The organism is Paenibacillus sp. CH40, assembly GCF_024213605.1.
Taxonomy (GTDB): Bacteria; Bacillota; Bacilli; order Paenibacillales; family Paenibacillaceae; genus Paenibacillus; species Paenibacillus polymyxa_B.
Window position 1 is genome coordinate 1,139,567 of record NZ_JANAVQ010000001.1, and the last position, 20,914, is coordinate 1,160,480.

Annotated in this window: 19 protein-coding genes; 14 read left to right on the top strand and 5 right to left on the bottom strand. The window is 44.8% G+C overall.

Annotated features, from left to right (window positions below):
* Positions 1–53 precede the first annotated feature (53 nt).
* The 5 genes from thiO to NLX73_RS05030 all read left to right on the top strand — a co-directional run bounded on the left by thiO (position 54) and on the right by NLX73_RS05030 (position 4,063).
* Positions 54–1,202: a glycine oxidase ThiO gene (gene thiO, locus NLX73_RS05010; RefSeq protein ID WP_254325502.1), complete on the top strand. Its 1,149-nt coding sequence runs from the start codon at positions 54–56 to the stop codon at positions 1,200–1,202.
* Positions 1,199–1,402 (top strand): sulfur carrier protein ThiS, encoded by a 204-nt coding sequence (thiS, locus tag NLX73_RS05015; RefSeq protein WP_061831499.1) that lies wholly within the window; start codon positions 1,199–1,201, stop codon positions 1,400–1,402. Before thiO ends, thiS begins: the two co-directional genes overlap by 4 nt.
* A 2-nt stretch (positions 1,403–1,404) precedes the next feature.
* Positions 1,405–2,172, top strand: coding sequence for a thiazole synthase (locus NLX73_RS05020; protein ID WP_025724142.1), 768 nt, complete (start codon positions 1,405–1,407; stop codon positions 2,170–2,172).
* Positions 2,169–3,230: a ThiF family adenylyltransferase gene (locus tag NLX73_RS05025; protein ID WP_254325503.1), complete on the top strand. Its 1,062-nt coding sequence runs from the start codon at positions 2,169–2,171 to the stop codon at positions 3,228–3,230. Before NLX73_RS05020 ends, NLX73_RS05025 begins: the two co-directional genes overlap by 4 nt.
* Before the next feature lie 140 nt (positions 3,231–3,370).
* Positions 3,371–4,063 (top strand): response regulator transcription factor, encoded by a 693-nt coding sequence (locus tag NLX73_RS05030; protein WP_254325504.1) that lies wholly within the window; start codon positions 3,371–3,373, stop codon positions 4,061–4,063.
* A 67-nt stretch (positions 4,064–4,130) separates the two neighbouring features.
* Here the strand turns inward: NLX73_RS05030 and NLX73_RS05035 are convergent, their stop codons facing one another.
* Both NLX73_RS05035 and NLX73_RS05040 read right to left on the bottom strand, forming a co-directional pair.
* Positions 4,131–4,628, bottom strand: coding sequence for a C40 family peptidase (locus NLX73_RS05035; RefSeq protein WP_069011717.1), 498 nt, complete (start codon positions 4,626–4,628; stop codon positions 4,131–4,133).
* 280 nt (positions 4,629–4,908) lie between these two features.
* Entirely contained in the window at positions 4,909–5,550 is a 642-nt protein-coding gene (locus NLX73_RS05040; RefSeq protein ID WP_165177014.1) for a thiamine diphosphokinase, read from the bottom strand.
* A 149-nt stretch (positions 5,551–5,699) separates the two neighbouring features.
* On the opposite strand from NLX73_RS05040, the gene NLX73_RS05045 reads away from it, so the two are divergent.
* Positions 5,700–6,164 (top strand): low molecular weight protein-tyrosine-phosphatase, encoded by a 465-nt coding sequence (locus tag NLX73_RS05045; protein ID WP_029517442.1) that lies wholly within the window; start codon positions 5,700–5,702, stop codon positions 6,162–6,164.
* Positions 6,165–6,303: 139 nt separating this feature from the next.
* Here NLX73_RS05045 and NLX73_RS05050 read toward each other — a convergent pair whose 3' ends face one another.
* Positions 6,304–7,038 (bottom strand): alpha/beta hydrolase, encoded by a 735-nt coding sequence (locus tag NLX73_RS05050; protein ID WP_250268499.1) that lies wholly within the window; start codon positions 7,036–7,038, stop codon positions 6,304–6,306.
* 255 nt (positions 7,039–7,293) lie between these two features.
* Between NLX73_RS05050 and pdhA the strand changes: the two genes are divergently transcribed.
* The 8 genes from pdhA (at position 7,294) to NLX73_RS05095 (ending at position 18,680) form a co-directional block, all read left to right on the top strand.
* Entirely contained in the window at positions 7,294–8,361 is a 1,068-nt protein-coding gene (gene pdhA, locus NLX73_RS05055) for a pyruvate dehydrogenase (acetyl-transferring) E1 component subunit alpha (RefSeq protein ID WP_013310511.1), read from the top strand.
* 100 nt (positions 8,362–8,461) lie between these two features.
* Positions 8,462–9,442: an alpha-ketoacid dehydrogenase subunit beta gene (locus NLX73_RS05060; RefSeq protein WP_039271308.1), complete on the top strand. Its 981-nt coding sequence runs from the start codon at positions 8,462–8,464 to the stop codon at positions 9,440–9,442.
* Between the two features lie 34 nt (positions 9,443–9,476).
* Positions 9,477–11,090 (top strand): 2-oxo acid dehydrogenase subunit E2, encoded by a 1,614-nt coding sequence (locus NLX73_RS05070; RefSeq protein WP_367997079.1) that lies wholly within the window; start codon positions 9,477–9,479, stop codon positions 11,088–11,090.
* Positions 11,091–11,093: 3 nt separating this feature from the next.
* On the top strand, positions 11,094–12,515 hold the full coding sequence (gene lpdA / locus NLX73_RS05075) for a dihydrolipoyl dehydrogenase (RefSeq protein WP_254325505.1): 1,422 nt from the start codon (positions 11,094–11,096) through the stop codon (positions 12,513–12,515).
* Positions 12,516–12,769: 254 nt separating this feature from the next.
* Complete coding sequence (gene thyA / locus NLX73_RS05080; protein ID WP_013310507.1) at positions 12,770–13,564, top strand: thymidylate synthase; 795 nt, start codon at positions 12,770–12,772, stop codon at positions 13,562–13,564.
* Positions 13,565–13,581: 17 nt separating this feature from the next.
* Positions 13,582–14,070: a dihydrofolate reductase gene (locus NLX73_RS05085; protein WP_254325506.1), complete on the top strand. Its 489-nt coding sequence runs from the start codon at positions 13,582–13,584 to the stop codon at positions 14,068–14,070.
* A 236-nt stretch (positions 14,071–14,306) separates the two neighbouring features.
* Positions 14,307–15,794 carry a glutamate synthase subunit beta gene (locus NLX73_RS05090; protein WP_061831490.1) on the top strand — a complete coding sequence of 496 codons (1,488 nt, stop codon included), beginning with the start codon at positions 14,307–14,309 and terminating at the stop codon, positions 15,792–15,794.
* A gap of 528 nt (positions 15,795–16,322) precedes the next feature.
* Positions 16,323–18,680 carry a DNA topoisomerase 3 gene (locus tag NLX73_RS05095; RefSeq protein WP_254325507.1) on the top strand — a complete coding sequence of 786 codons (2,358 nt, stop codon included), beginning with the start codon at positions 16,323–16,325 and terminating at the stop codon, positions 18,678–18,680.
* A gap of 69 nt (positions 18,681–18,749) precedes the next feature.
* Here NLX73_RS05095 and NLX73_RS05100 read toward each other — a convergent pair whose 3' ends face one another.
* Together NLX73_RS05100 and NLX73_RS05105 are read right to left on the bottom strand one after the other, a co-directional pair.
* Complete coding sequence (locus tag NLX73_RS05100; protein WP_254325508.1) at positions 18,750–19,514, bottom strand: HAD family hydrolase; 765 nt, start codon at positions 19,512–19,514, stop codon at positions 18,750–18,752.
* Between the two features lie 66 nt (positions 19,515–19,580).
* Positions 19,581–20,498, bottom strand: coding sequence for an ArsR family transcriptional regulator (locus tag NLX73_RS05105; protein WP_254325509.1), 918 nt, complete (start codon positions 20,496–20,498; stop codon positions 19,581–19,583).
* Positions 20,499–20,914: the final 416 nt, after the last annotated feature.

Here is a 20,914-nt window from a genome sequence, read left to right on the forward strand (position 1 = left end):
AGAGTAGAGGCAAGCTGAAAGCAGAATGTTTATGGAGAGGAGACACGGAACAAATGCTAAAGATACACACAGAGGCAAGAGCGATAGGACATGCTGAATGCTTGGTCATAGGTGGAGGTGTCATCGGCAGTTCCATTGCTTATCATGTGGCCAAGGAGGGAAGAAGTACGATCATGCTGGAACGATTGATCCCGGGTGAGGGAGCCTCAGGAGCAGCAGTTGGAATGCTGGCAGCGGAAAGTGAAGAGTTCACCGACTCTGAGCTGGCACGATTTGCTCGCAAAAGTCGAGATGCATTCCCTGAGCTTGTCTGTGATCTGGAGCGTTTGTCGGGTATTTCGGTGGAATTCCGTACAGAAGGATTTGTGACCCCTTTCCGTACGGAAACCGAAGGCCAAAAACGCTGGAAAGCTGCTAAAACGCGAGAGGATGATTGTCCTATCTGGTGGGATGCGAGGGAATTGGCCCGACGAATTCCAGGTTTGGATGAACAAGCGATCGGAGCAATATATCGTTCAAAGGAGACACAAGTGGCTCCTGTCCAGCTTTGTCGTGCTTATGCAGGTGCTGCTGCGGTGCTGGGAGCAACGGTATGGTCTGGTACACGGGCAGAGCAACTGATCATTCAGGATGGTCGAGTTTGCGGTGTCCGAACAGATAGCGGCTTTTTTTCCTGCGATCAGGTCATTATTGCTGGAGGCTTGGATAGCATGAAATTACTGGCGCAGGTTGGGTTTGAATATCCACTTTATCCGGTCAAGGGCGAAGCGGTAGCGGTCTCCTTGAAGGATCACCCATTAGAATACACCATTTATGCTGATGATATTTACCTCGTGCCTAAACAGAATAACGAGCTTTGGATTGGGGCAACGAGCCTTCCGCATCAATATGACGAACAAGTGACCGTAGGAGGCTTGGAGGGCTTGCTGGCACGTGCCTCTGCCTGGCTGCCGCGCGTCCGTGAAGCTTCTTTTATACGCACTTGGGCAGGCTTACGTCCGCAGGCTGCATCAGGTCACCCTTTTATAGGCACTGTTCCTGGGGTCGAGGGCGTATATGCTGCAGTCGGGCATTATCGCAACGGTGTCCTGCTGAGTGATGCTACCGGGCGTGCGATGGCAGCTATGCTTAATGGGGCTGGTGCAGCAGAACTTGGGATAAGTAGTTTTTCTTCTGAGCTCCTCAAGGAGAAAAGCTTATGAAGCTGACGATTAACGGCCAGAGCATGACCTTTTCTAATCGAATCACTCATGTGAATCAATTGCTACATGAGCTTGATGTAAAGGTGAAAACCGTAGTGGTGGAGCTGAACCGGCATATATTGAGCCGTGAAGATCATGATGAAGCGGTACTGAAGGATGGAGATTGCCTAGAGATTGTACATTTTGTGGGAGGCGGTTGATTATGTTAACCATTGGAAAAGCATCTTTTACCTCGAGGTTGTTGTTGGGAACAGGAAAATTCTCTGATCTGGATATCCAATCCCAAGCCGTAGAGGCTGCTGAGACGGAAATATTGACGTTTGCTGTACGGAGATTGAACTTGGAGGAACGGGATAAGCAGCATTTTCTCGATATGCTGGATTTGAGCCGGTATACACTTCTTCCCAACACAGCAGGGGCTACAACAGCAGAGGAGGCGATTCGTATTGCCCAATTGGCAAAAGCCTCCGGCCTGTGCGATATGATAAAGGTGGAAGTCATTGGGGATAGCAAGACACTGCTACCTGACCCTTTTGAAACGTTGAAAGCTAGTGAAAAGCTGTTAGAAGAAGGCTTTATCGTGCTGCCCTACATATCGGACGATGTGATTCTTGCGAAGAGGTTACAAGAGCTTGGAGTACACGCCGTTATGCCTGGAGCTTCGCCGATTGGTACAGGACATGGTTTGCTCAATCCGTTCTCATTAGAGCTAATTATTGAACAAGCGGAGGTTCCGGTTATTGTCGATGCGGGTATTCGCTCACCCGGTGACGCAGCAATGGCGATGCAGTTGGGGGCAGATGCTGTTTTGTTGAACACAGCCGTATCAGGAGCGAAGGACCCAGTAAAAATGGCTGAGGCCATGAAACTGGCTGTTCGTGCTGGAAGATATGGTTTTGAGGCGGGGATGATTCCTGTAAAACGTTATGCTTCAGCAAGCAGTCCGACAGAAGGCATGGTTCAGGCATGAAGGTAACTGACAAATCTGGTGCAGGAGGAACACATCCAAGTGACCGTTATTCCAGACAGGAAAGATTCGCGCCCTTTGGACCGACAGGACAACGCCGGCTTGCTTCTTCCCACGTACTAATCATAGGTGCCGGAGCGTTAGGTACAGGTATTGCGGAAACGCTCGTTCGTGGGGGCGTAGGTACAGTGAGCCTCGTAGACCGGGATTATGTGGAATGGAGCAATTTGCAGCGCCAGCAGCTTTTTCAGGAAAGTGATGCTGCGCAAAGATATCCCAAAGCAGTAGCTGCTCAGCGAAGATTAAAGGATATTAATTCTGAAACGGTTATACATGCACATGTACTGGATGTTGGGGTGGAAGAGCTGGAAGAGTTGATCCAGGGGGTAGATCTCATGATGGATGCAACCGATAATTTCGATACCCGACTTCTTATGAACGACATGGCACTCAAGCATCGGATACCTTGGATTTATGGGGGATGTGTGGGCAGCTATGGTGTAACCTATACCATCTTACCGGGTCAAACGCCTTGTCTTCACTGTCTGCTGGAAACTGTACCGTTTGGTGGTGAAACCTGTGATACTGCCGGGATTATTCCGCAGGCCGTACAGATGGTCACGGCTAACCAAACTACGGAAGCTTTCAAACTTCTTGGTGGATATCCAGAAGATTTGAGAGGAAAGCTGCTTTCGTTTGATTTGTGGAACAATGAGTATGTTACGATAGCAGTAGATAGCCTTAAAAAGGCGAATTGTCCTTCTTGCGGCAGCCAACCAACGTATCCCTATTTGTCGGCCTCTCATCGGCAGAAAACAGATATTTTGTGCGGTAGGGATACCGTTCAAATTAGACCAGCAAACCCAACACATCTGAATCTTGCAGAAACAGCAGATAGATTTGCTTCTTTGGGAGAAGGAAAAGTAGAGCGGAATCCGTTTTTGGTTTCCTTTAGTACAAGCGAGCATCGCTTGGTTGTTTTTGCAGATGGCAGAGCGTTGATTCATGGGACAAAGGACGTGGCAAAAGCAAGAAGTCTGTATCATCGCTATTTGGGTTAAACTATAAAAGCAGAAAGCCATTCTTTGGAGAATGATTTTCTGCTTTTTTGTTACAATAATATTAATATGCTTTAATGGCTTATAACAAACTTGTTCGTATCCAATATGTAATGCTATGTCCAAACCAGGTGGGTGAAAAGATGAGCCCGTTAATTCTACTTGTGAATGTAAATGAAGCGTCTCCCGTATTTGTTTATCCATTGGAGCAGGCAGGTTATCAGGTGGTTCATGTTAGCAATACGACAGATGCAAGCTCTTATGTAGCCCATAATCCTGTGGATTTGCTACTGCTCAATATAGAAGATGAACCGACGGATTCACATGGCTTGCTCCGCACATTGCAGCAATACCATCCTCATATTCCGCTATTTGTTATGACTTCATCAGATGAGGAGGACCATATTGTTTCCTGCTTTGAACAAGGAGCACATGATGTGATCGTTCTGCCCTTTTATCCTAGAGTTTTTCAGGCTAGGGTGGCTAATTTATTGCGGATTTTTGGTATTGAACGTGATGTGAAAAGGGCAATCGAGGCGGGTGACTTACATATAGATAATGCAAGCAGAATGGTGAGCAGAGGGGGGCAAAAGCTGGAATTAACTCCGAAAGAATTTGATCTTTTGCTTCATCTGGCGATACATCTTAACCAAGTTTGTAGCAGACAGCAAATTCTGAAGGATGTTTGGAAACATGATTATATCGTTGATACGAACGTAGTAGACGTCTATATCAGACATTTGAGGGTTAAAGTAGATAAAGGATATAAGTTTAAAATGATCCGTACGGAACGAGGGATTGGCTATTCACTCAGAACACCAACCGTATCAGAATAGCATAAGGCATATAAAAAAAAGCCGGAACTTTTCGTCCCGGCTCGCATATTTCATAATGAGTTTCAAACTACAGCACGCGGCGTGCTTTAATGTATGTTCTTTTCCAGTTGCCAGAGTTCAAATCGGAGATAGTCACGCCAGGTCCGCCGTAAGTGTGTAGAATTTTACCCCCGCCCATATAGACTGCTACGTGGGTAATGTTGCGACCCGTGGCACGGCTACCGCTTGAAAAGAACACTAAGTCCCCTTTTTTCAAATTGGACTTGGATACGGCATGTCCAACTTTGGACTGTTGAACAGAAGTACGCGGCAAATTCACTCCGTATTTCTTGAATATGTGCTTCATGAAAGAAGAACAGTCAAAATTGCGCGTCGTGCTTGTGGAAGCTCCAAACTTATAGGGAGTGCCCATATATTTTTCACCGTAGTTAATTACTTTTTGGCCAACAGAAGTAGTAGTGGCAGCCTGTGCCGTATTTGTTCCCTCAATTGCAAAAGTACCAAAGCCGATAGTGGCTGCGACTCCTGCGATAATTACCTTTTTTATGATTTTCTGCATATTCATGTTGTAAGTACCTCCAGAAATTGATTTGTGCAATATTTTGCTGAGTTGCTAACTAACTGACAGCGTTGAGTATAACAGTTTTGAAGCCGCCTAATAGTTGGAAAAGAACTCTCAAATGCTTGAGGGACAAGACTTACACAGTGATTATTAAAAAACGATTAAAAATTACAATTTGTTAAAAATATATCGATTCATAGATCTCTACAAACGGAAAAACCCTTATTAATCAAGGGTTTTGAGTGAAAAAACAATTTAAACAATGGTTACAACAATGTCATAATTAATCCTTGCTTTGAATAACGAGTAGTAGACCGCTTTTGATGGAAATCGTACCTTTTGGAGCCGTTAGCTTATTACTGACAGCACGTGATTGTCCCATTTTGAGGGTGGCATTATGTAGCGGATACATAAATCCTTCCAGTTGTATGCCTGTTACTTCGGCAGTCATAGGAAGCAGCGATGTATATGTATAACCCATAGGCTGGATCTCAAGCGTTGATCCGGTGAGCTCAATATAATTATGTGCGTCCATAATAGCGCAGCTAATATGATGCTGCATTGCGCGTACCAATATTTGAACATTAGCCAATGTGTGGTCCATCCGGGTGCCAGTCACACCAAGCAGCAGTACATGATCTGCCTGTTCGTCCATAGCGATTTCCAAAGCAAGCTCAGTATCTGTTAAGTCTTTAAGTACTGGATCGCACGCAATCATACGTTGGCTTGCTGATTCTACCTTTTCTTTTTCCTCTAGTGTGATCGAATCAAAATCTCCTACAGAGATATGTGGTGTAATACCGTGCTCGATCAGGAAAAGAGCACCTTTATCTGCACCTATAATAAAATCATCGGGTTGTATTTGATGTAAATCTTCTTCATTAAGACGACCACCTGAAAATACAATCGCTCGTTTTTTTGTCATAATCAACATCCCTTCTTTCTGATACGATCCTTTATATACCATCGTTTTTAAGTATACCGCGTTAAATATGGCTTGCACAATTTTGGAGGACATGGCTACAATGAAACAGAAAAAAAGGAAGTGTAACGTGTAATAGGAAGGAGAACGAAATGATTAACGTTTTGTTTGTGTGTTTGGGCAATATTTGCCGCTCTCCGATGGGGGAGGCAATACTGAGACATAAAGCGCAGGAACGGGGATTGGGCGCAGAAATCGGGGTGGACTCGGCCGGGACAGGCGACTGGCACATCGGAAATCCCCCGCATGAGGGAACACTAAAGCAACTTAAACTGCATGGAATCAGCGAACAAGGCATACAGGCGCGGCAAATAACGGGCCGTGATTTTGACGCGTTTGATTATATTGTGTGCATGGATGACTCTAATGAACGAAACATGCGAAAGATTGCAGGTGGAGCGGAGGCTGATATTCTAAAATTTATGGATTTGCTTCCTCAAGAAAAATTAAGAGAAGTACCCGACCCATATTTTACAGGGAATTTTGAAGAGACCTATCGATTAATGGACGCAGGGTGCGACGCCTTGCTGGACAAGATCGTAGAAGAAAAGCTATAATGTGAACGACAGATGACGGCAATAATTGCCGTTTTCCGTTATACTTTTTTGAAAGCGCAACCAAATTGCATTAAAAAATGAGGAAGGAGCTTAATGACCTAGTAGGTCAATGCTCCATTCCCTATAGAAGAATTTTTACTCAGGCGCGATCCAAAAAATACATTAGCGCGTCAGGCAACTCGTTTTGCCAAAAGCCCCACAGATGTTTGCCATCCTTTTCACGGTAAGAAACTTCAGCGTTCCGTTCGCGCAGCAAATCTGCACATTGACGGTTAAGCTCTACAAAGTTGTAAATGCCAGTATCACTCTCAAATGCATCTTCCTGAAGGCCAACCGTCATCCACACCCGCAAATGAGACAGATCTTTCTCACGGGCGATGATTTCCTGCGAAGCTTCATAGTAAGCACCTGAGAGGCTGATAATGCGGTTGAACAGCTGAGGATACATCAAAGCCAAATGCAGAGACACACTGCCTCCCAGTGAATCCCCCGCCAAAATGCGGGACGCTGCATCTTTTCTTATAGGATACTTTTGCTCCACATAGGGAATAATCTCTTCTGCAAAACAGGCGATATACGCCTCAAAACGATTGCCAAAGGGAGCGTACTCCTGAGTTCTGATTTTGGTATTCACTTCCACACCTACAATAATGAAGGGTTCGACGCCCTCATCTAGAATGAGGCGGTTGGCGTGAGTTGCAATGCGGCCAAAATTGAAAAATTCTTCTCCGTCCTGACAGTATACGACCGGGTAGCTCAATATTTCATTATAGCCGGGCGGCAAATATATCCGGAGAGTTCTGGTCTCGCTAAGAAAGCGGCTGTTTACTTCGTCTTTAAGGATGGTTCGTTTTAAATACCGAGAATCCGTCATTTTTCGTCACCTTTCTTGGGTATTATTTTGCATTCGGGATCACAATAAGTTAAGATTACCCTGATTGCAATAGATGTTTAAAATTTCAATCATGTACTAAGCTGTTATAGTAAAAAACATACCCTGTTACACACACAAAAATGTGGTAAACTCAAAAAAAATAACTAAATCTTTGACGCGAGCGATATAACAGGTGTATAATAATCCTATAACAGCGGAACTTGATATTCAAATTTTTTTGTTGAGGTGAAGAAAATGAGCAAGGTTCCTTATGAAGTTTACACAGAGGAAGTTGAGGCGCTGTCCGTACTTTCTCCGGATGGTGAAATTATCAATAAAGATATGTTGCCTAAACTTACAGATGATCAATTGAAAGAAATTATGTATCGAATGGTATTTACACGTACTTGGGATGACCGTGCCGTTAACTTAGGTCGTCAAGGACGTCTCGGTTTCTACGCTCCGGTATCCGGACAAGAAGCAACCATGATTGGTAGCGAATATGCGCTCCAAAAAGAAGACTTTATTGCTCCAGGCTACCGCGATATTCCGCAAATCGTTTGGCATGGCCTGCCATTATACCAAGCTTTCTTGTATTCCCGTGGTCATCAACACGGTGGCCAAGTGCCGGACGGTGTTAATGTACTGATGCCGCAAATCATCATTGGCGCGCAAATTTTGCATGCTATGGGTATTGCTATGGGTTACAAACTGAAAAAGCAAAAACAAGTCGCCATTACATATACAGGTGACGGCGGTTCTTCCGAAGGTGATTTCTACGAAGGCCTGAACTATGCTGGTGTATACAAGTTGCCAGTTATTTTCTTTGTGCAAAACAATGGTTACGCGATCACGACTCCATTTTCAAAACAAACGGCTGCTCTTTCGATTGCTCATAAAGCAGTAGCTGCTGGTATTAAAGGCGTGAAAATTGATGGCATGGACGTGCTTGCAGTTATTAAAGCCGTTCAAGAAGCTGCAGAGCGTGGACGTAATGGTGAAGGTGCTACTTTGATTGAAGCCGTAACGTACCGTTTCCGTCCGCATTCCCTTTCTGATGATGCAACAAAATATCGTTCTAAAGAAGAAGAGGGCGAATGGAATGCGAAAGATCCAATTGCCCGCTTTGCGAAATACCTTGAGAAAAAAGGTCTTTGGACTGAAGAAGATACAGCTCGCGTAAAAGAAGAAGCTAAGGCAAAAGTGAACGAAGAGATCAAAAAAGCCGAGAAAACAGAGAAAATGACAATTCCTGGCCTGATCGATAGCATGTTCGAAACAACGCCTAAGCACTTGGAAGAACAAAAAGCTGATTTTAAATAATTGAACTTGAAAGAGACCGGGCGGTAACCCGATCCGGTCTGCTTTTCGATTGACCTGAACTGAAATTGATCTGTCAATGTTTAAGGAGGAAATGAAGCAAATGGCACAAATGAACATGAAAGAAGCGATTCGTGACGCACTGCGCGTAGAGTTGAAACGCGACCCTAACGTCCTGCTTTTCGGTGAAGACGTAGGTCATGTAGGTGGCGTATTCCGCGCTACAGAAGGTCTGCAAAAAGAATTTGGCGAAGAACGTGTATTCGATACTCCGCTGGCGGAATCCGCAATCGGGGGTCTTGCTGTGGGTCTGGGTATCCAAGGCTTCCGCCCTGTAGCTGAAATCCAGTTCGTAGGCTTTATCTTTGAAGCACTCGATCAAATGGCAATTCAAGCATCCCGTATGCGCTACCGTTCCGGTGGACGTTACAATTCTCCAATCGTATTCCGTACACCTTTTGGTGGCGGTGTTAAGGCAGCCGAGCTGCATACAGATTCCTTGGAAGGTCTTCTGGCTCAAACACCTGGTATCAAGGTTGTTGTTCCTTCCAACCCTTACGATGCAAAAGGTCTTATGATCGCGTCTATTCGCGACAATGATCCAGTATTTTTCATGGAGCATTTGAACTTGTATCATGCATTCCGCGCTGAAGTTCCTGAGAATGATTACACAGTTGAACTGGGCAAAGCTAACGTAGTTCGTGAAGGTTCCGATGTGACGATCATTACTTACGGTATGATGGTACACACTTCGGTTAAAGCTGCTGATGAGCTGGAAAAAACAAAAGGTATCAAAGTGGAAATCATTGATTTGCGTACCATTAGCCCGATTGACATTGATACCGTTGTTGCTTCTATTCAAAAAACCAACCGTGCTATCGTGGTTCAAGAAGCGCAAAAGAGCTCCGGTGTAGCTGCTGAAGTTATTGCACAAATTAACGAAAAAGCAATCCTGCATCTGGAAGCACCTGTTCTGCGTGTAGCAGGCCCGGATACCGTTTATCCTTTTGCTCAAATTGAAGATACTTGGTTGCCAACGCCAACACGTATCATTGATGCGGTTAATAAAGTATTGGAATTTTAATTAAAGCACACCGTAAATTTGGGAGGTTTTAAACGTGGCTAAATTTGAATATAAATTCCCGGAGCTAGGTGAAGGTCTTCACGAAGGCGAAATCATCAAGATGCACATCAAGCCCGGCGACAAAGTAACAGATGAAGATATCATCATGGAAGTACAAAACGATAAGGCTGTAGTTGAAGTTCCTTGTCCGGTTAATGGTACAGTACAAGAAGTATTTGCCAAAGACGGTGACATCTTTAACGTAGGTCAAGTCGTAGCTGTAATTGATGCAGAAGGTGAACTTCCTGAACAAGAAGAAGCACCAGAAGCACCAGCTACTAGCCCTGAGCCAAGTGCTGCTGCACAAAGCGGAGCTGCAGGTACAGCTAGATTTGAATATAAATTCCCAGAGCTGGGTGAAGGTCTTCACGAAGGCGAAATCATCAAGATGCACATCAAGCCCGGCGACAAAGTAACAGATGAAGATATCATCATGGAAGTACAAAACGATAAGGCTGTAGTTGAAGTTCCTTGTCCGGTCAATGGCACAGTACAAGAGGTATTTGCCAAAGACGGCGACATCTTTAACGTAGGTCAAGTCGTAGCTGTAATCTCTGCAGAAGGTGAACTTCCTGAACAAGAAGAAGCACCAGCTGCTGCTAAACAAGAACAGGATGCTGCACAAGGCGGAGCTAACACTAAACCAGCTGCAACTCCTGCTGCTTCTAACAAAGATGTACTAGCTACACCTAGCGTCCGCAAATTTGCTCGTGAGCAAGGTGTAAACATCGCTCAAGTGAGTGGCTCCGGCAAAAATGGTAAAATCACCAAAGAAGATGTAGAAGCTTTCAAAAATGGTGGAGGCCAAGCGGCTGCACCAGTAGCGAAAGAAGCTGCAAAAGCACAAGAGCCTGCTAAGAAAGAGGCGAAAGCTGCAGCAGCATCCGCACCAGTAGCAGATCCACGTGCTGAGGAAGAGCGCGTACCATTTAAAGGTATCCGCAAGGCTATTTCCAATGCTATGGTTAAATCGGCTTATACGGCTCCGCACGTTACGATTATGGATGAAGTAGACGTAACTGAACTGGTTGCTTTCCGTACTCGTATCAAACCAATTGCTGAGAAGAAAGGCACAAAAGTAACATACCTGCCATTCATCGTAAAAGCTTTGGTTGCTGCTTCCCGTCAATTCCCGGCTCTGAATGCCACAATCGACGAAGAAGCAAACGAAATTGTCTACAAAAAATACTACAACATCGGTATCGCTACAGATACAGACAACGGCTTGATCGTTCCTGTTATCAAAGATGCTGATCGTAAGAGTATCTGGATGATTGCTGATTCCATTCGTGATCTAGCTGTGCGCGGTCGTGATGGAAAATTGGCTGCGAACGAAATGAGAGGAAGTACAATTTCCATCACTAACATCGGTTCTGCAGGCGGTATGTTCTTTACTCCAATCATTAACTTCCCTGAAGTTGCGATTTTGGGTACTGGCCGCATCAGTGAAAAAGCAGTCGTGAAAAACGGTGAAATTGTAGCCGCTCCAGTAATGGCTCTTTCCTTGAGCTTTGACCACCGTATTATTGACGGTGCAACTGCTCAAAACTTCATGAACTATATCAAACAGCTGCTCGCTAACCCTGAGTTGCTTGTTATGGAGGTGTAATCAATGGTAGTAGGAGACGCTTCTCTGGATATTGACACATTGGTTATCGGTGCGGGTCCTGGCGGCTATGTAGCTGCCATCCGTGCCGCACAATTGGGACAAAGCGTATTGATCGTTGACAAATCTGAGCTGGGCGGTGTCTGTCTGAACCGTGGATGTATTCCATCCAAAGCTTTGATCTCTGCAGCTCACCAATACGAAGCAGCTAAACATGGCGAGTCCTTCGGTATTACGGCTGAAAATGTAAAAGTAGACTTTGCTAAAACACAAGAATTCAAAAACGGTGTTGTTAAAAAAATGACAGGCGGCGTAAGCGGCTTGCTCAAAGGCAACAAAGTTGAAGTTTTCAATGGCGAGTGCATGTTCATCAACGAAAACGAAGCGCGTGTATTCAACGAACATGAATCACCACGTTACCGTTTTAAAAATGCAATTATCGCAACAGGTTCCCGTCCAATCGAACTGAAACCATTCCCATTTGGCGGACGCATTCTGTCTTCTACAGAAGCATTGAACCTGCCTGAAATTCCAAAAAGCCTGATCGTAATCGGTGGTGGATACATTGGTGCAGAGCTTGGACAAATGTACTCCAAATTCGGTTCCAAAGTAACGATCATTGAAGGTATGGATACAGTGCTTCCTGGTTTCGACAAAGATATGACTTCGATCGTTGCGAAAAGCATGAAGAAAACTGGCATCGAAATCTTCACTGGCGCTAAAGCGGAAAGTGCAGAGCAAACAGATAAAGACGTAACGGTGAAATTCTCCGTTAACGGCGATAGCAAAGAAGTAACTGCTGATTATCTGCTTGTAACTGTTGGACGTCGTCCAAACACAGACGGTGAACTGGGTCTGGATCTGATCGGCGTAGAACTGGATGAGCGCGGAATGGTGAAAGTTGATCACCAAGGACGTACTAGCATTCCTCACATCTTTGCAATCGGCGATATCGTAGGTGGTCTTGCTCTGGCACACAAAGCTTCTTACGAAGGTAAAGTTGCTGCTGAAGCAATCGCAGGCGAGCCGTCTGTAGTAGATTACAAATGTATGCCAGCTGTCGTTTTCACAGATCCAGAATGCTCCAGCGTAGGCTACACAGAGACAGAAGCCAAAGAAAAAGGCTACAATGTCAAAGTTGGCAAGTTCTCTTATGGAGCAAACGGTCGTGCGGTTTCCCTGAACGCTGCTGAAGGTTTTGTGAAAATCGTAGCTGACGCTGACACAGGTCTGGTACTGGGTACGCAAATCGTAGGTCTGGAAGCTTCCAACCTTATTGCTGAGCTGGGTCTGGCTATTGAAATGGGTGCTACACTCGAAGATATCTCCTTGACTATTCATGCTCACCCTACATTGGGCGAAATCGTTATGGAAGCAGCGGAAGTCGTGCTGGGTCATCCGATCCATGCATTGGCACCACGTCGCTAATACCATTTTTCATTATCTCGTTTTTGGTTTTCATACATGACAAAGAGAGGCAAGGAGCGCTATATCTGCGCTCTTTGTCTCTTTTTTTTCAAACTTTAGGATTTTCAGGACTACTATGAAAATTCACACAGTACATGGTCAACGAAGCACCGTACATGATAAACTAAATATAGATATTGGTGCAGAAAAAGAATTTTAAAGATTAGAATCTGGCGATGCCAGGTTTTTATTCATGCTCAAAGGAGAGGAATAACGTGCGCAACTATTTGGAACTGCTGGAGGATATTTTAGAGAATGGAGTAAAAAAAGAGGATCGTACAGGAACGGGTACACTATCTGTTTTCGGAAGACAACTCCGTTTTGATCTGGCCAAGGGCTTTCCCTTGGTGACCACCAAAAGAGTTCATTTGAAATCCGTTATTCATGAGCTGTTATGGTTTTTGCGGGGAGATACCAACATTTCTTATCTCAAGGAGAACGGAGTTACCATTTGGGATGAGTGGGCGGACGAGCAGGGGAATCTGGGGCCTGTATATGGATCGCAATGGCGCTCGTGGGAAACAACAGATGGGCAACATATTGATCAAATTGCGAATGTCATAGAGGCTATTAAAAACAATCCAGACTCTCGTCGACACATCGTCAGTGCTTGGAATGTGGCAGAAATCGAATCCATGAAGTTGCCGCCGTGTCACTTTGTATTTCAGTTCTATGTAGCTGGAGGAAAGCTTTCCTGTATGCTAACAATGCGTTCTGTGGATACCTTTCTAGGGCTGCCGTTCAACATCGCGAGTTATGCATTGCTTACGCATATGGTTGCACAGCAGTGTGGTTTGGAGCCCGGCGAATTTATATGGTCAGGCGGCGATGTGCATATTTATTCAAATCATATGCAACAAGTGCATACACAGCTGGAACGTGATCCTTATCCGTTGCCTCAGTTAAAAATTCTGCGCAAACCGGATTCGATTTTTGATTATACCTATGACGATTTTGCTTTTGAAAATTACGAGTATCATCCAGGGATTAAGGCGCCTGTCGCCATCTGATTAGAGGAGGTGGAAAAATGGGCATTTCAATGATATGGGCTATGGCACAAAATGGTGTGATTGGCCGGGATAACAAACTTCCCTGGCGCCTCCCTAGAGACATGGTCTTTTTCAAAGAGCAGACGATTAATAAAACGGTACTCATGGGGCGCAAGACGTGGGAATCCTTTGGAGGAAAAAGCCTGCCAAACCGACGTAACGTCGTCTTAACTCGAGATCAGTGTTATCAGGTGGAAGGTGCGGAAGTGATTCATTCACTGGAAGAAGGGCTCCAATTAGCAAAGCAGGAGGAGCTAATGGTCATTGGAGGAGCAGAAATTTATGCACTGTTTTGGCCACATGCCGATCGGCTGATTGTGACTCGGATTGAGGAGACTTTTGAAGGCGACACAACGTTCCCCGAGCTGGATTGGAACGGTTGGAATATAGTTAGTGAGACTCCGGGTATCAAGGATGACAGAAATCCATATGAGTACCGTTTTGTTGTTTACGAGAAAACGGAATAAGAATAGACTGTAGCCGACCCCACTCATTTGAAAAATTAATAAACCATATAAAAAATCCTTTTGGTGTTGATGCAAAAAGTTGCATAAGTTTTCATTACTTTTACGCTGTATTGTGATACAATAAATCAAATTCAACGAGAACAGACCCTTTCATAATACAACAGACAAATTCGAATTTGACTTAAATTCTGAATGGATGATCGGGGTTCATAAGCGAAGAGATGGGGGAACGTAACATGTCTACACCAACTGGATTTATGGAATACACACGACAGCTTCCTACAGACCGGGACCCGGCAGAGCGTATAAAGGATTGGGAAGAATTCCATAAGCATATGTCTGAAGAAGAGCTGCGTACCCAAGGGGCGCGTTGTATGGACTGCGGAACTCCTTATTGTCATACGGGGATGGATATCATGGGAGCAACTTTAGGCTGCCCGGTTCATAATCTCATTCCGGAATGGAACAATCTCGTATATCGTGGTTTGTGGAAGGAAGCGCTAGAGCGGCTGCACAAAACGAATAACTTCCCGGAATTTACAGGTCGTGTCTGTCCTGCGCCATGTGAAGGTTCGTGTACAGTCGGTCTGATCGGACAGTCTGTTACAATTAAAACCATTGAGGAAGCTATTATCGAAAAGGGTTTTGAGGAAGGCTGGGTTGTCCCTAATCCGCCAGAAAAGCGTACAGGCAAACGAGTGGCTGTTGTCGGTTCGGGTCCGGCAGGTTTGGCTGCAGCTGCACAGCTTAACAAAGCAGGGCACAGCGTGACTGTGTATGAGCGTGCAGATCGTGTGGGTGGATTATTGATGTATGGCATACCGTCCATGAAATTGGATAAAAAGGTTGTTCAGCGGCGTGTGGACTTGCTGGAGGCTGAAGGTATTCAATTCATCACAAATACGGAAATCGGTAAAGATATCCCTACCGATCAGTTAATTGCTGAATATGATGCTGTTGTCCTATGCGGTGGTTCTACGAAGCCAAGAGAATTCAATATTGAAGGTAGCGATTTGAAGGGTGTTCATTATGCGATGGATTATCTGAATGGTACCATCAAAAGTTACTTGGACTCCAATCTGGAAGATGGCAACTATTTGTCTTCCCAAGGTAAGGACGTTATTGTAATCGGTGGCGGTGATACGGGTTCGGACTGTGTAGCTACTTCTTTGCGTCATGGTTGTCGGAGTGTCACTCAATTTGGCACACACACCAAAGCGCCTATGGAGCGTGACCCGATTGCCAATCCTTGGCCACAATTTCCAAATGTGTATTCTCTCGATTATGCACAGGAAGAAGCTAAGGCGTTGTTCGGAGAAGATCCACGTGAGTTCTCCATCATGACGACCAAATTTGTAGGTGATGAGAACGGTAATCTGAAAGAGCTGCACACCATTCAAATTCAACGGATTGTTGATGAAACAGGGCGCAAAATCTATCAACCGATTCCAGGTACGGAGCGCGTATTCCCTGCACAAATCGCTCTTATTGCCATTGGATTTGATGGTCCTGAGCAAACGATTGTAGAGCAAATCGGTTTGGAGACGGATCGTCGTTCCAACGTTAAAGCACGTTATGGAAAATATGTTACTAATGTGGATAAGGTTTTTGCTGCAGGTGATATGCGTCGCGGACAAAGTCTTGTCGTGTGGGCTATTAATGAAGGTCGAGAAGCTGCACGAGAAGTTGATAAATACCTCATGGGCGCTACCGTTTTGGTGTAATTATAAATTTCATGTTACGGATCAGTCAAAGCTCCATCTTCGGATGGGGCTTTATTGTATTTCAAGCTGAGTCTGCCAGAAGCGAAAAATGAATAATTGATTATTGAGCTGTGAAACATTGTGAAATATATGTTATATAATATAACTTAAATTTAATCGTATCACCATATATTTCTTATCTAAATTGATCATAACATAAAAAGGGGTGTTTAGTGTAGATTTTTTTATAGAAAAAAGGATTATTTCACAAGAAAATTAGATAAAAGCCGATTTTTGTGTAATATAAATTAACATATACATAACTTTTGTTGACTGTATAAAATCATGACCTGAGAGAACCATGGTATCTATGGTATAATACACGTATATTGTTGAAGCGTTTGACTAAATGAATTTACAAAGGAGCTTTCGTCGGGAGAAGGCTCCTTTTGCATGAGGCCGGGATACCTGTGTTTTCATTAACATTCCATGTATATGTATGATTCATGGAGGAGAAACAGAAGGCCGTCAGGAAGGAATGGAGTATGAATGAAGACGTTGATTATTGCTGAGAAACCAGATATGGGACGGACGATTGCCGCCGTTATGGAGCCGCGGGCGAAAAATAACCGTACCTATTTGGAAGGGGAGAAATACATTGTAACCTGGGCGATCGGACATTTGCTGGGTTTGGCTGAGCCGGATGCATACGATGCTAAGTACAAACGATGGAATATAAAGGATCTTCCTATTATCCCTGAGCAGTTCAAAATTGTACCGAATCCGAAAACAAAGGATCAGCTGAAAATAATTGGTGAACTGGCTAAACGCTGCAATGCCATCGTAAATGCTTGTGATGCTGGACGGGAAGGGCAATATATTTTTGCGTTGATTCAACAGCAATTGAAGTTGCATCAGCCAGTTAAGCGACTGTGGATTTCAGATTTGACAGCGGAGAGTATTGCGACAGGCTTTGAACGATTGCGAGATGCTTCAGAGTTTGAATTTCTGACTCAAGCTGCAAGGGCACGAAGTGAAGCGGATTGGCTGATCGGAATGAATGCTTCCAGAGCGTTCACAACACGTCATAATACACTGCTGTCAGTAGGACGGGTGCAGACTCCCGTGCTGGCACTGATTCATGACCGGGAAAAGGAAATTGAGGCATTTCAGTCTCAAACCTTCTATGATGTGTGGGCTGAATTTAAGCAAGATCAGATCAAGTACAAAGGTGCGTGGCAGGGGGATAGGCTGACGAAGCCAGAGGAAGCTGAGGAGATCGCTGCAACCGTTCGCGGAAAAACGGGTAAAATCACCAAATATGACACGAAGCAGACAAAAGAGTATCCTTTTAAATTGTACGATTTAACGCTGCTTCAACGCGAGGCGAATGCCAAGTACGGTTATTCGGCCAAAAAAACACTAGATGTGGCACAAGCGCTTTATGAGCGTCACAAGGTCATTTCTTATCCGCGTACCAATTCTAACTATGTGACAGAGCAAAATATAGACGGCATGCACAAGGCGCTACGGATGCTGGGGACAGGTCCTTATGCTGATCTGGTACAACAAGCCAACCCCAACTTGGTCCATAAACAGAATAAATCGGTCTGCAATCCATCTCGTGTTGAGGATCACCATGCTATTCTGCCAACGTTAAAAAGACCAGGTACGCTAAGCAAGGAGGAGCAAAATGTATATGACCTGGTTATTCGTAGGTTTTTGTCGCATTTTTTTCCGCCTGCTGAATATAAAATGCATACCGTAATGACGCAAGTGGACAAGCATCTGTTTAAAACAAATATCAAAGAGCTTCTTTCCTTGGGATGGAAAGTGGTTTTAAGTAAGGTTGACCAGGATAAAGGTAAAAAGAGCAAATCATCGAAAAAAGAGGATGAAGAGGAAACGGACGAGTGGACGGACAAGAAGTTTGAGATTGATGCGGGGCGTCCGGTGGAGTGTGTTCGCGCTGAGATGAAAGAAAAGGCAACTCAGCCCCCCAAAAGCTACACGGAGGGTACATTGCTCAAGGCGATGGAAAGCGCGGGCAAACAGATGGAGAATGAGGAATTACGTGAGGTCATGAAGGATGCCGGCTTAGGCACACCTGCCACACGGGCCGCCACAATTGAACGATTGAAAAAGGTTGGCTATATTGAAATGAAGGGCAAAAAGATTCTCATTACGGAAAAGGGAAAGATGGCTATTGATCTGATCCGTCATGCCGGGGTTGATCTATTAGCCTCGCCCGAGATGACAGGTCAATGGGAACGTCGTCTACATCAAATTTCCAAGGGTGAGGCGGCTCAGGAGAAATTTATGGATAACGTTAAAAGATTTACGTTGTCCATCATTGACAAGGTGAGGCAGCAGCCACCAGCTCCGGCAGATGCCTTTGGCGAGGAAGCAAGGGGGAAGCGTGCAGCTGGAAAAGAAGGCGCACGTAGCGCACGTGCGAGTGGACGCACCGTCGCCAAGGGGGTGGGGCGTGCTACATCAGGACGCGGTGGTAACGCTGGAAGCGCAACGATGGAGCAAGCAGCACTACCAGCAAGTCGTGCTGCGGGAACAGCAGGTTCCGTTGCACGCAGCTCTTCCGACGGACCCTCAGGCATTTCAGTGAGCCAAAGGCAAGCTTTGGGTAGCTGCCCATGCTCTAATTGTGGCGGAAGCATTATTGAAGGGCGTAAAGGGTATGGGTGCAGCCACTACAAGCAGGGCTGTGGTTTTGTCGTCTGGAAGGAATATGCTGGCAAGCAGATTACCGAAACGATGCTCAAGTCTCTGTTGACAAAGGGACAGACGCAATTGTTGTCTTTTAAGCGTAAAGATGGATCGACCGTCAAAGCGCGAATTATTCTGAATGAACCAGGTACAGGACAACTTAGCGTTCGAGAGGAATCCTGAGACAGGGTTTAGACCACTATTTTGGCTGAATCAAAGGTTGAATAACAATTTAAATACAAAAAAGGGACCCTATCCGAGGGTCCTTTTTTGTTGATGTAATTGTATGCTTTCGTGGATAACCCGTGGTACTTCCGTCAGCTTCTGTATCGTATACATCACGGAGTTCACGTTTTTTTGCAATTCAACCATATTGTAAATCCATTCCTTAGGCTGCTTGAGATAGACAGCATGAATACCTGCGGCAAGGGCTGGAGATACATCAGTGCGCAGAGAATTCCCGATCATCCAGGTGATGCTTCGGTCCAAGCGATTCATCTGGATGATTTCTTCCAGTGCCTCAACATTTTTATGCTGACGAATGTAGATGCGGTCATCAAAGTAGGTAGCCAGTTTCATTTGTTCAATCTTTCTTTCTTGAATGATCTGCTCACCACCAGTATAAAGATGAAGGGAATGCCCTGCTTTTTGGAGGGAGTTCAGCGTTTCGACCATACCTGGATACGGTTCGATTTCCTGTTCGTATACACTTCGGCCAAGAGAGCGAAGCTCCTGCTCTTCCCGTGAATCGAGACGGCGTCCGAATTGTTCCGAGAAAAATTGGTACGTATCTATCAGAGATTGTGGGAAATGCTCGCTGGCAAAGCCCACCTGATGAACTCCAGTCACATCAATTTCGATTTGTTTTTCACGAATCGTATTTTTCGTTAGGTTATGAGTTGCAAACCATTCCTGAAGCAAATCGAAAAAGTGGTTGAGGATAAGGTCAAAATACTTGTTGCAGTGGACTAAGGTGTCATCAAGATCAAATAAAATGTGCTGCTTCGGATACGACATGATGCATACTCCTTCCAAGCCAAAGCTTTAACGCTGCTTCGGTTATAACTAAAAGTACAATTCAAATTACAATCCAATATAGGATTCCAAAAATACCTGTAAATCAGCCGCGCCATCGGGACGGATGCTGAATTTTTCCTTATGATAACGTCCGATGTGAATACGGAGCAGACCAGCCACTCGTAAAATCATCATATCAGACATGAGTGTATCTTCCAAACGGCTCAAATCGTGGCGCATGTCTTCGAGAGACTTAGGACCTTGAGCTACATAACGTAGAATTCGCAGCCGCTGCGGATCATTGACCGCTCGAGTGAGCCGTAGCAGAAGCGTAGGCGGTTCTTCCTCGCTCTCCTCGGGGATATCTACCGGATACTGGATCAGAAGTGTGCGGGTATAAAAACAGTATGAATTAATCGGGCGATTATGGACAACCGGAAATAGAACTACTGTATCCAGGTCTTCCACGTGTGGCACGACTAGTCCAGCTGTCGCATATTCAACCAGTGCTTCCGGTTCCATCTTACTCAGCAGCATGCGCTTTTCCGCAGCGTCTTCTTCTGCCAACACACGTAGTTCGCCTTCCAAGGCCCGAAAATAATCACGATCCCACAATCTGAGGAGTGGTGCGTATACCTTGCGAATGCGTAAAGATTCTTCAAAGGTTAAAAAAGGGATATGCGGAACGAGCAGCTCAAACATATCTTTATCTGGACCGTGGTCCAAATAAGAGATATAATCAGATATTTCATCCGATTCCGGTCGAAGTAACGCCCAGGCATAGAGTGCGTCATAATCGCTAAAAGGGCAATCCTGAGCTGTAGCAAGCTCAGTACGAACTTCATGTTGTAGTCGTGCATCTACCTTGTCGATCCATTCATGGCCCAAGTCCATATCTTGGACCCACTTTTTAGTCACATAGGCCATGAAGCTGCCGAGCAATTCATAAATTGGAGAAGTGTCTATTTTAATTTGATAACCCATGGAACCAATGCCTCCTATTCTGTCTTCTAGCCCAGAGCGGTGAACGTAATTAAGCCCGTCCATAAGCAAAACATGAGCATTTTAATAATTGCTCACTTATTTATTATGGCTTGTTCTGCCAGGGATTGTCCACTATAATATGAAATAGTGCGTTGTGACGTGAATGGGTTCGGATTGAACATACGAGGCTCCTTAACCGAAGGAGTCGGATACATACCAGACAAGCTCTTTCCGTAAAATCGTCATCTCAGATGGCGATTTTTTTCTTCTATTCTTTAATACACTAATTACACCTGAATTTGTATATGTGATTTGTCGGTTTTGCAGGACGGCATGGAATACATAGTGATAAGAATTATTATTGATTATGGAATCAAATGCAAATCATTTCTTAACATTGATTTTAATTATTTTAT

Excerpts from the sequence above, each read along its gene's own strand:
- NLX73_RS05095 (WP_254325507.1), top strand. The coding sequence starts at position 16,323 with ATGAAGACGTTGATTATTGCTGAGAAACCAGATATGGGACGGACGATT.
- NLX73_RS05100 (WP_254325508.1), bottom strand. The coding sequence starts at position 19,514 with ATGTCGTATCCGAAGCAGCACATTTTATTTGATCTTGATGACACCTTA.
- NLX73_RS05060 (WP_039271308.1), top strand. The coding sequence starts at position 8,462 with ATGGCACAAATGAACATGAAAGAAGCGATTCGTGACGCACTGCGCGTA.
- NLX73_RS05025 (WP_254325503.1), top strand. The coding sequence starts at position 2,169 with ATGAAGGTAACTGACAAATCTGGTGCAGGAGGAACACATCCAAGTGAC.
- NLX73_RS05105 (WP_254325509.1), bottom strand. The coding sequence starts at position 20,498 with ATGGGTTATCAAATTAAAATAGACACTTCTCCAATTTATGAATTGCTC.
- NLX73_RS05040 (WP_165177014.1), bottom strand. The coding sequence starts at position 5,550 with ATGACAAAAAAACGAGCGATTGTATTTTCAGGTGGTCGTCTTAATGAA.
- NLX73_RS05090 (WP_061831490.1), top strand. The coding sequence starts at position 14,307 with ATGTCTACACCAACTGGATTTATGGAATACACACGACAGCTTCCTACA.
- thiO (WP_254325502.1), top strand. The coding sequence starts at position 54 with ATGCTAAAGATACACACAGAGGCAAGAGCGATAGGACATGCTGAATGC.
- NLX73_RS05020 (WP_025724142.1), top strand. The coding sequence starts at position 1,405 with ATGTTAACCATTGGAAAAGCATCTTTTACCTCGAGGTTGTTGTTGGGA.
- NLX73_RS05045 (WP_029517442.1), top strand. The coding sequence starts at position 5,700 with ATGATTAACGTTTTGTTTGTGTGTTTGGGCAATATTTGCCGCTCTCCG.
- pdhA (WP_013310511.1), top strand. The coding sequence starts at position 7,294 with ATGAGCAAGGTTCCTTATGAAGTTTACACAGAGGAAGTTGAGGCGCTG.
- thiS (WP_061831499.1), top strand. The coding sequence starts at position 1,199 with ATGAAGCTGACGATTAACGGCCAGAGCATGACCTTTTCTAATCGAATC.
- NLX73_RS05085 (WP_254325506.1), top strand. The coding sequence starts at position 13,582 with ATGGGCATTTCAATGATATGGGCTATGGCACAAAATGGTGTGATTGGC.
- NLX73_RS05035 (WP_069011717.1), bottom strand. The coding sequence starts at position 4,628 with ATGAATATGCAGAAAATCATAAAAAAGGTAATTATCGCAGGAGTCGCA.
- NLX73_RS05050 (WP_250268499.1), bottom strand. The coding sequence starts at position 7,038 with ATGACGGATTCTCGGTATTTAAAACGAACCATCCTTAAAGACGAAGTA.
- lpdA (WP_254325505.1), top strand. The coding sequence starts at position 11,094 with ATGGTAGTAGGAGACGCTTCTCTGGATATTGACACATTGGTTATCGGT.
- NLX73_RS05030 (WP_254325504.1), top strand. The coding sequence starts at position 3,371 with ATGAGCCCGTTAATTCTACTTGTGAATGTAAATGAAGCGTCTCCCGTA.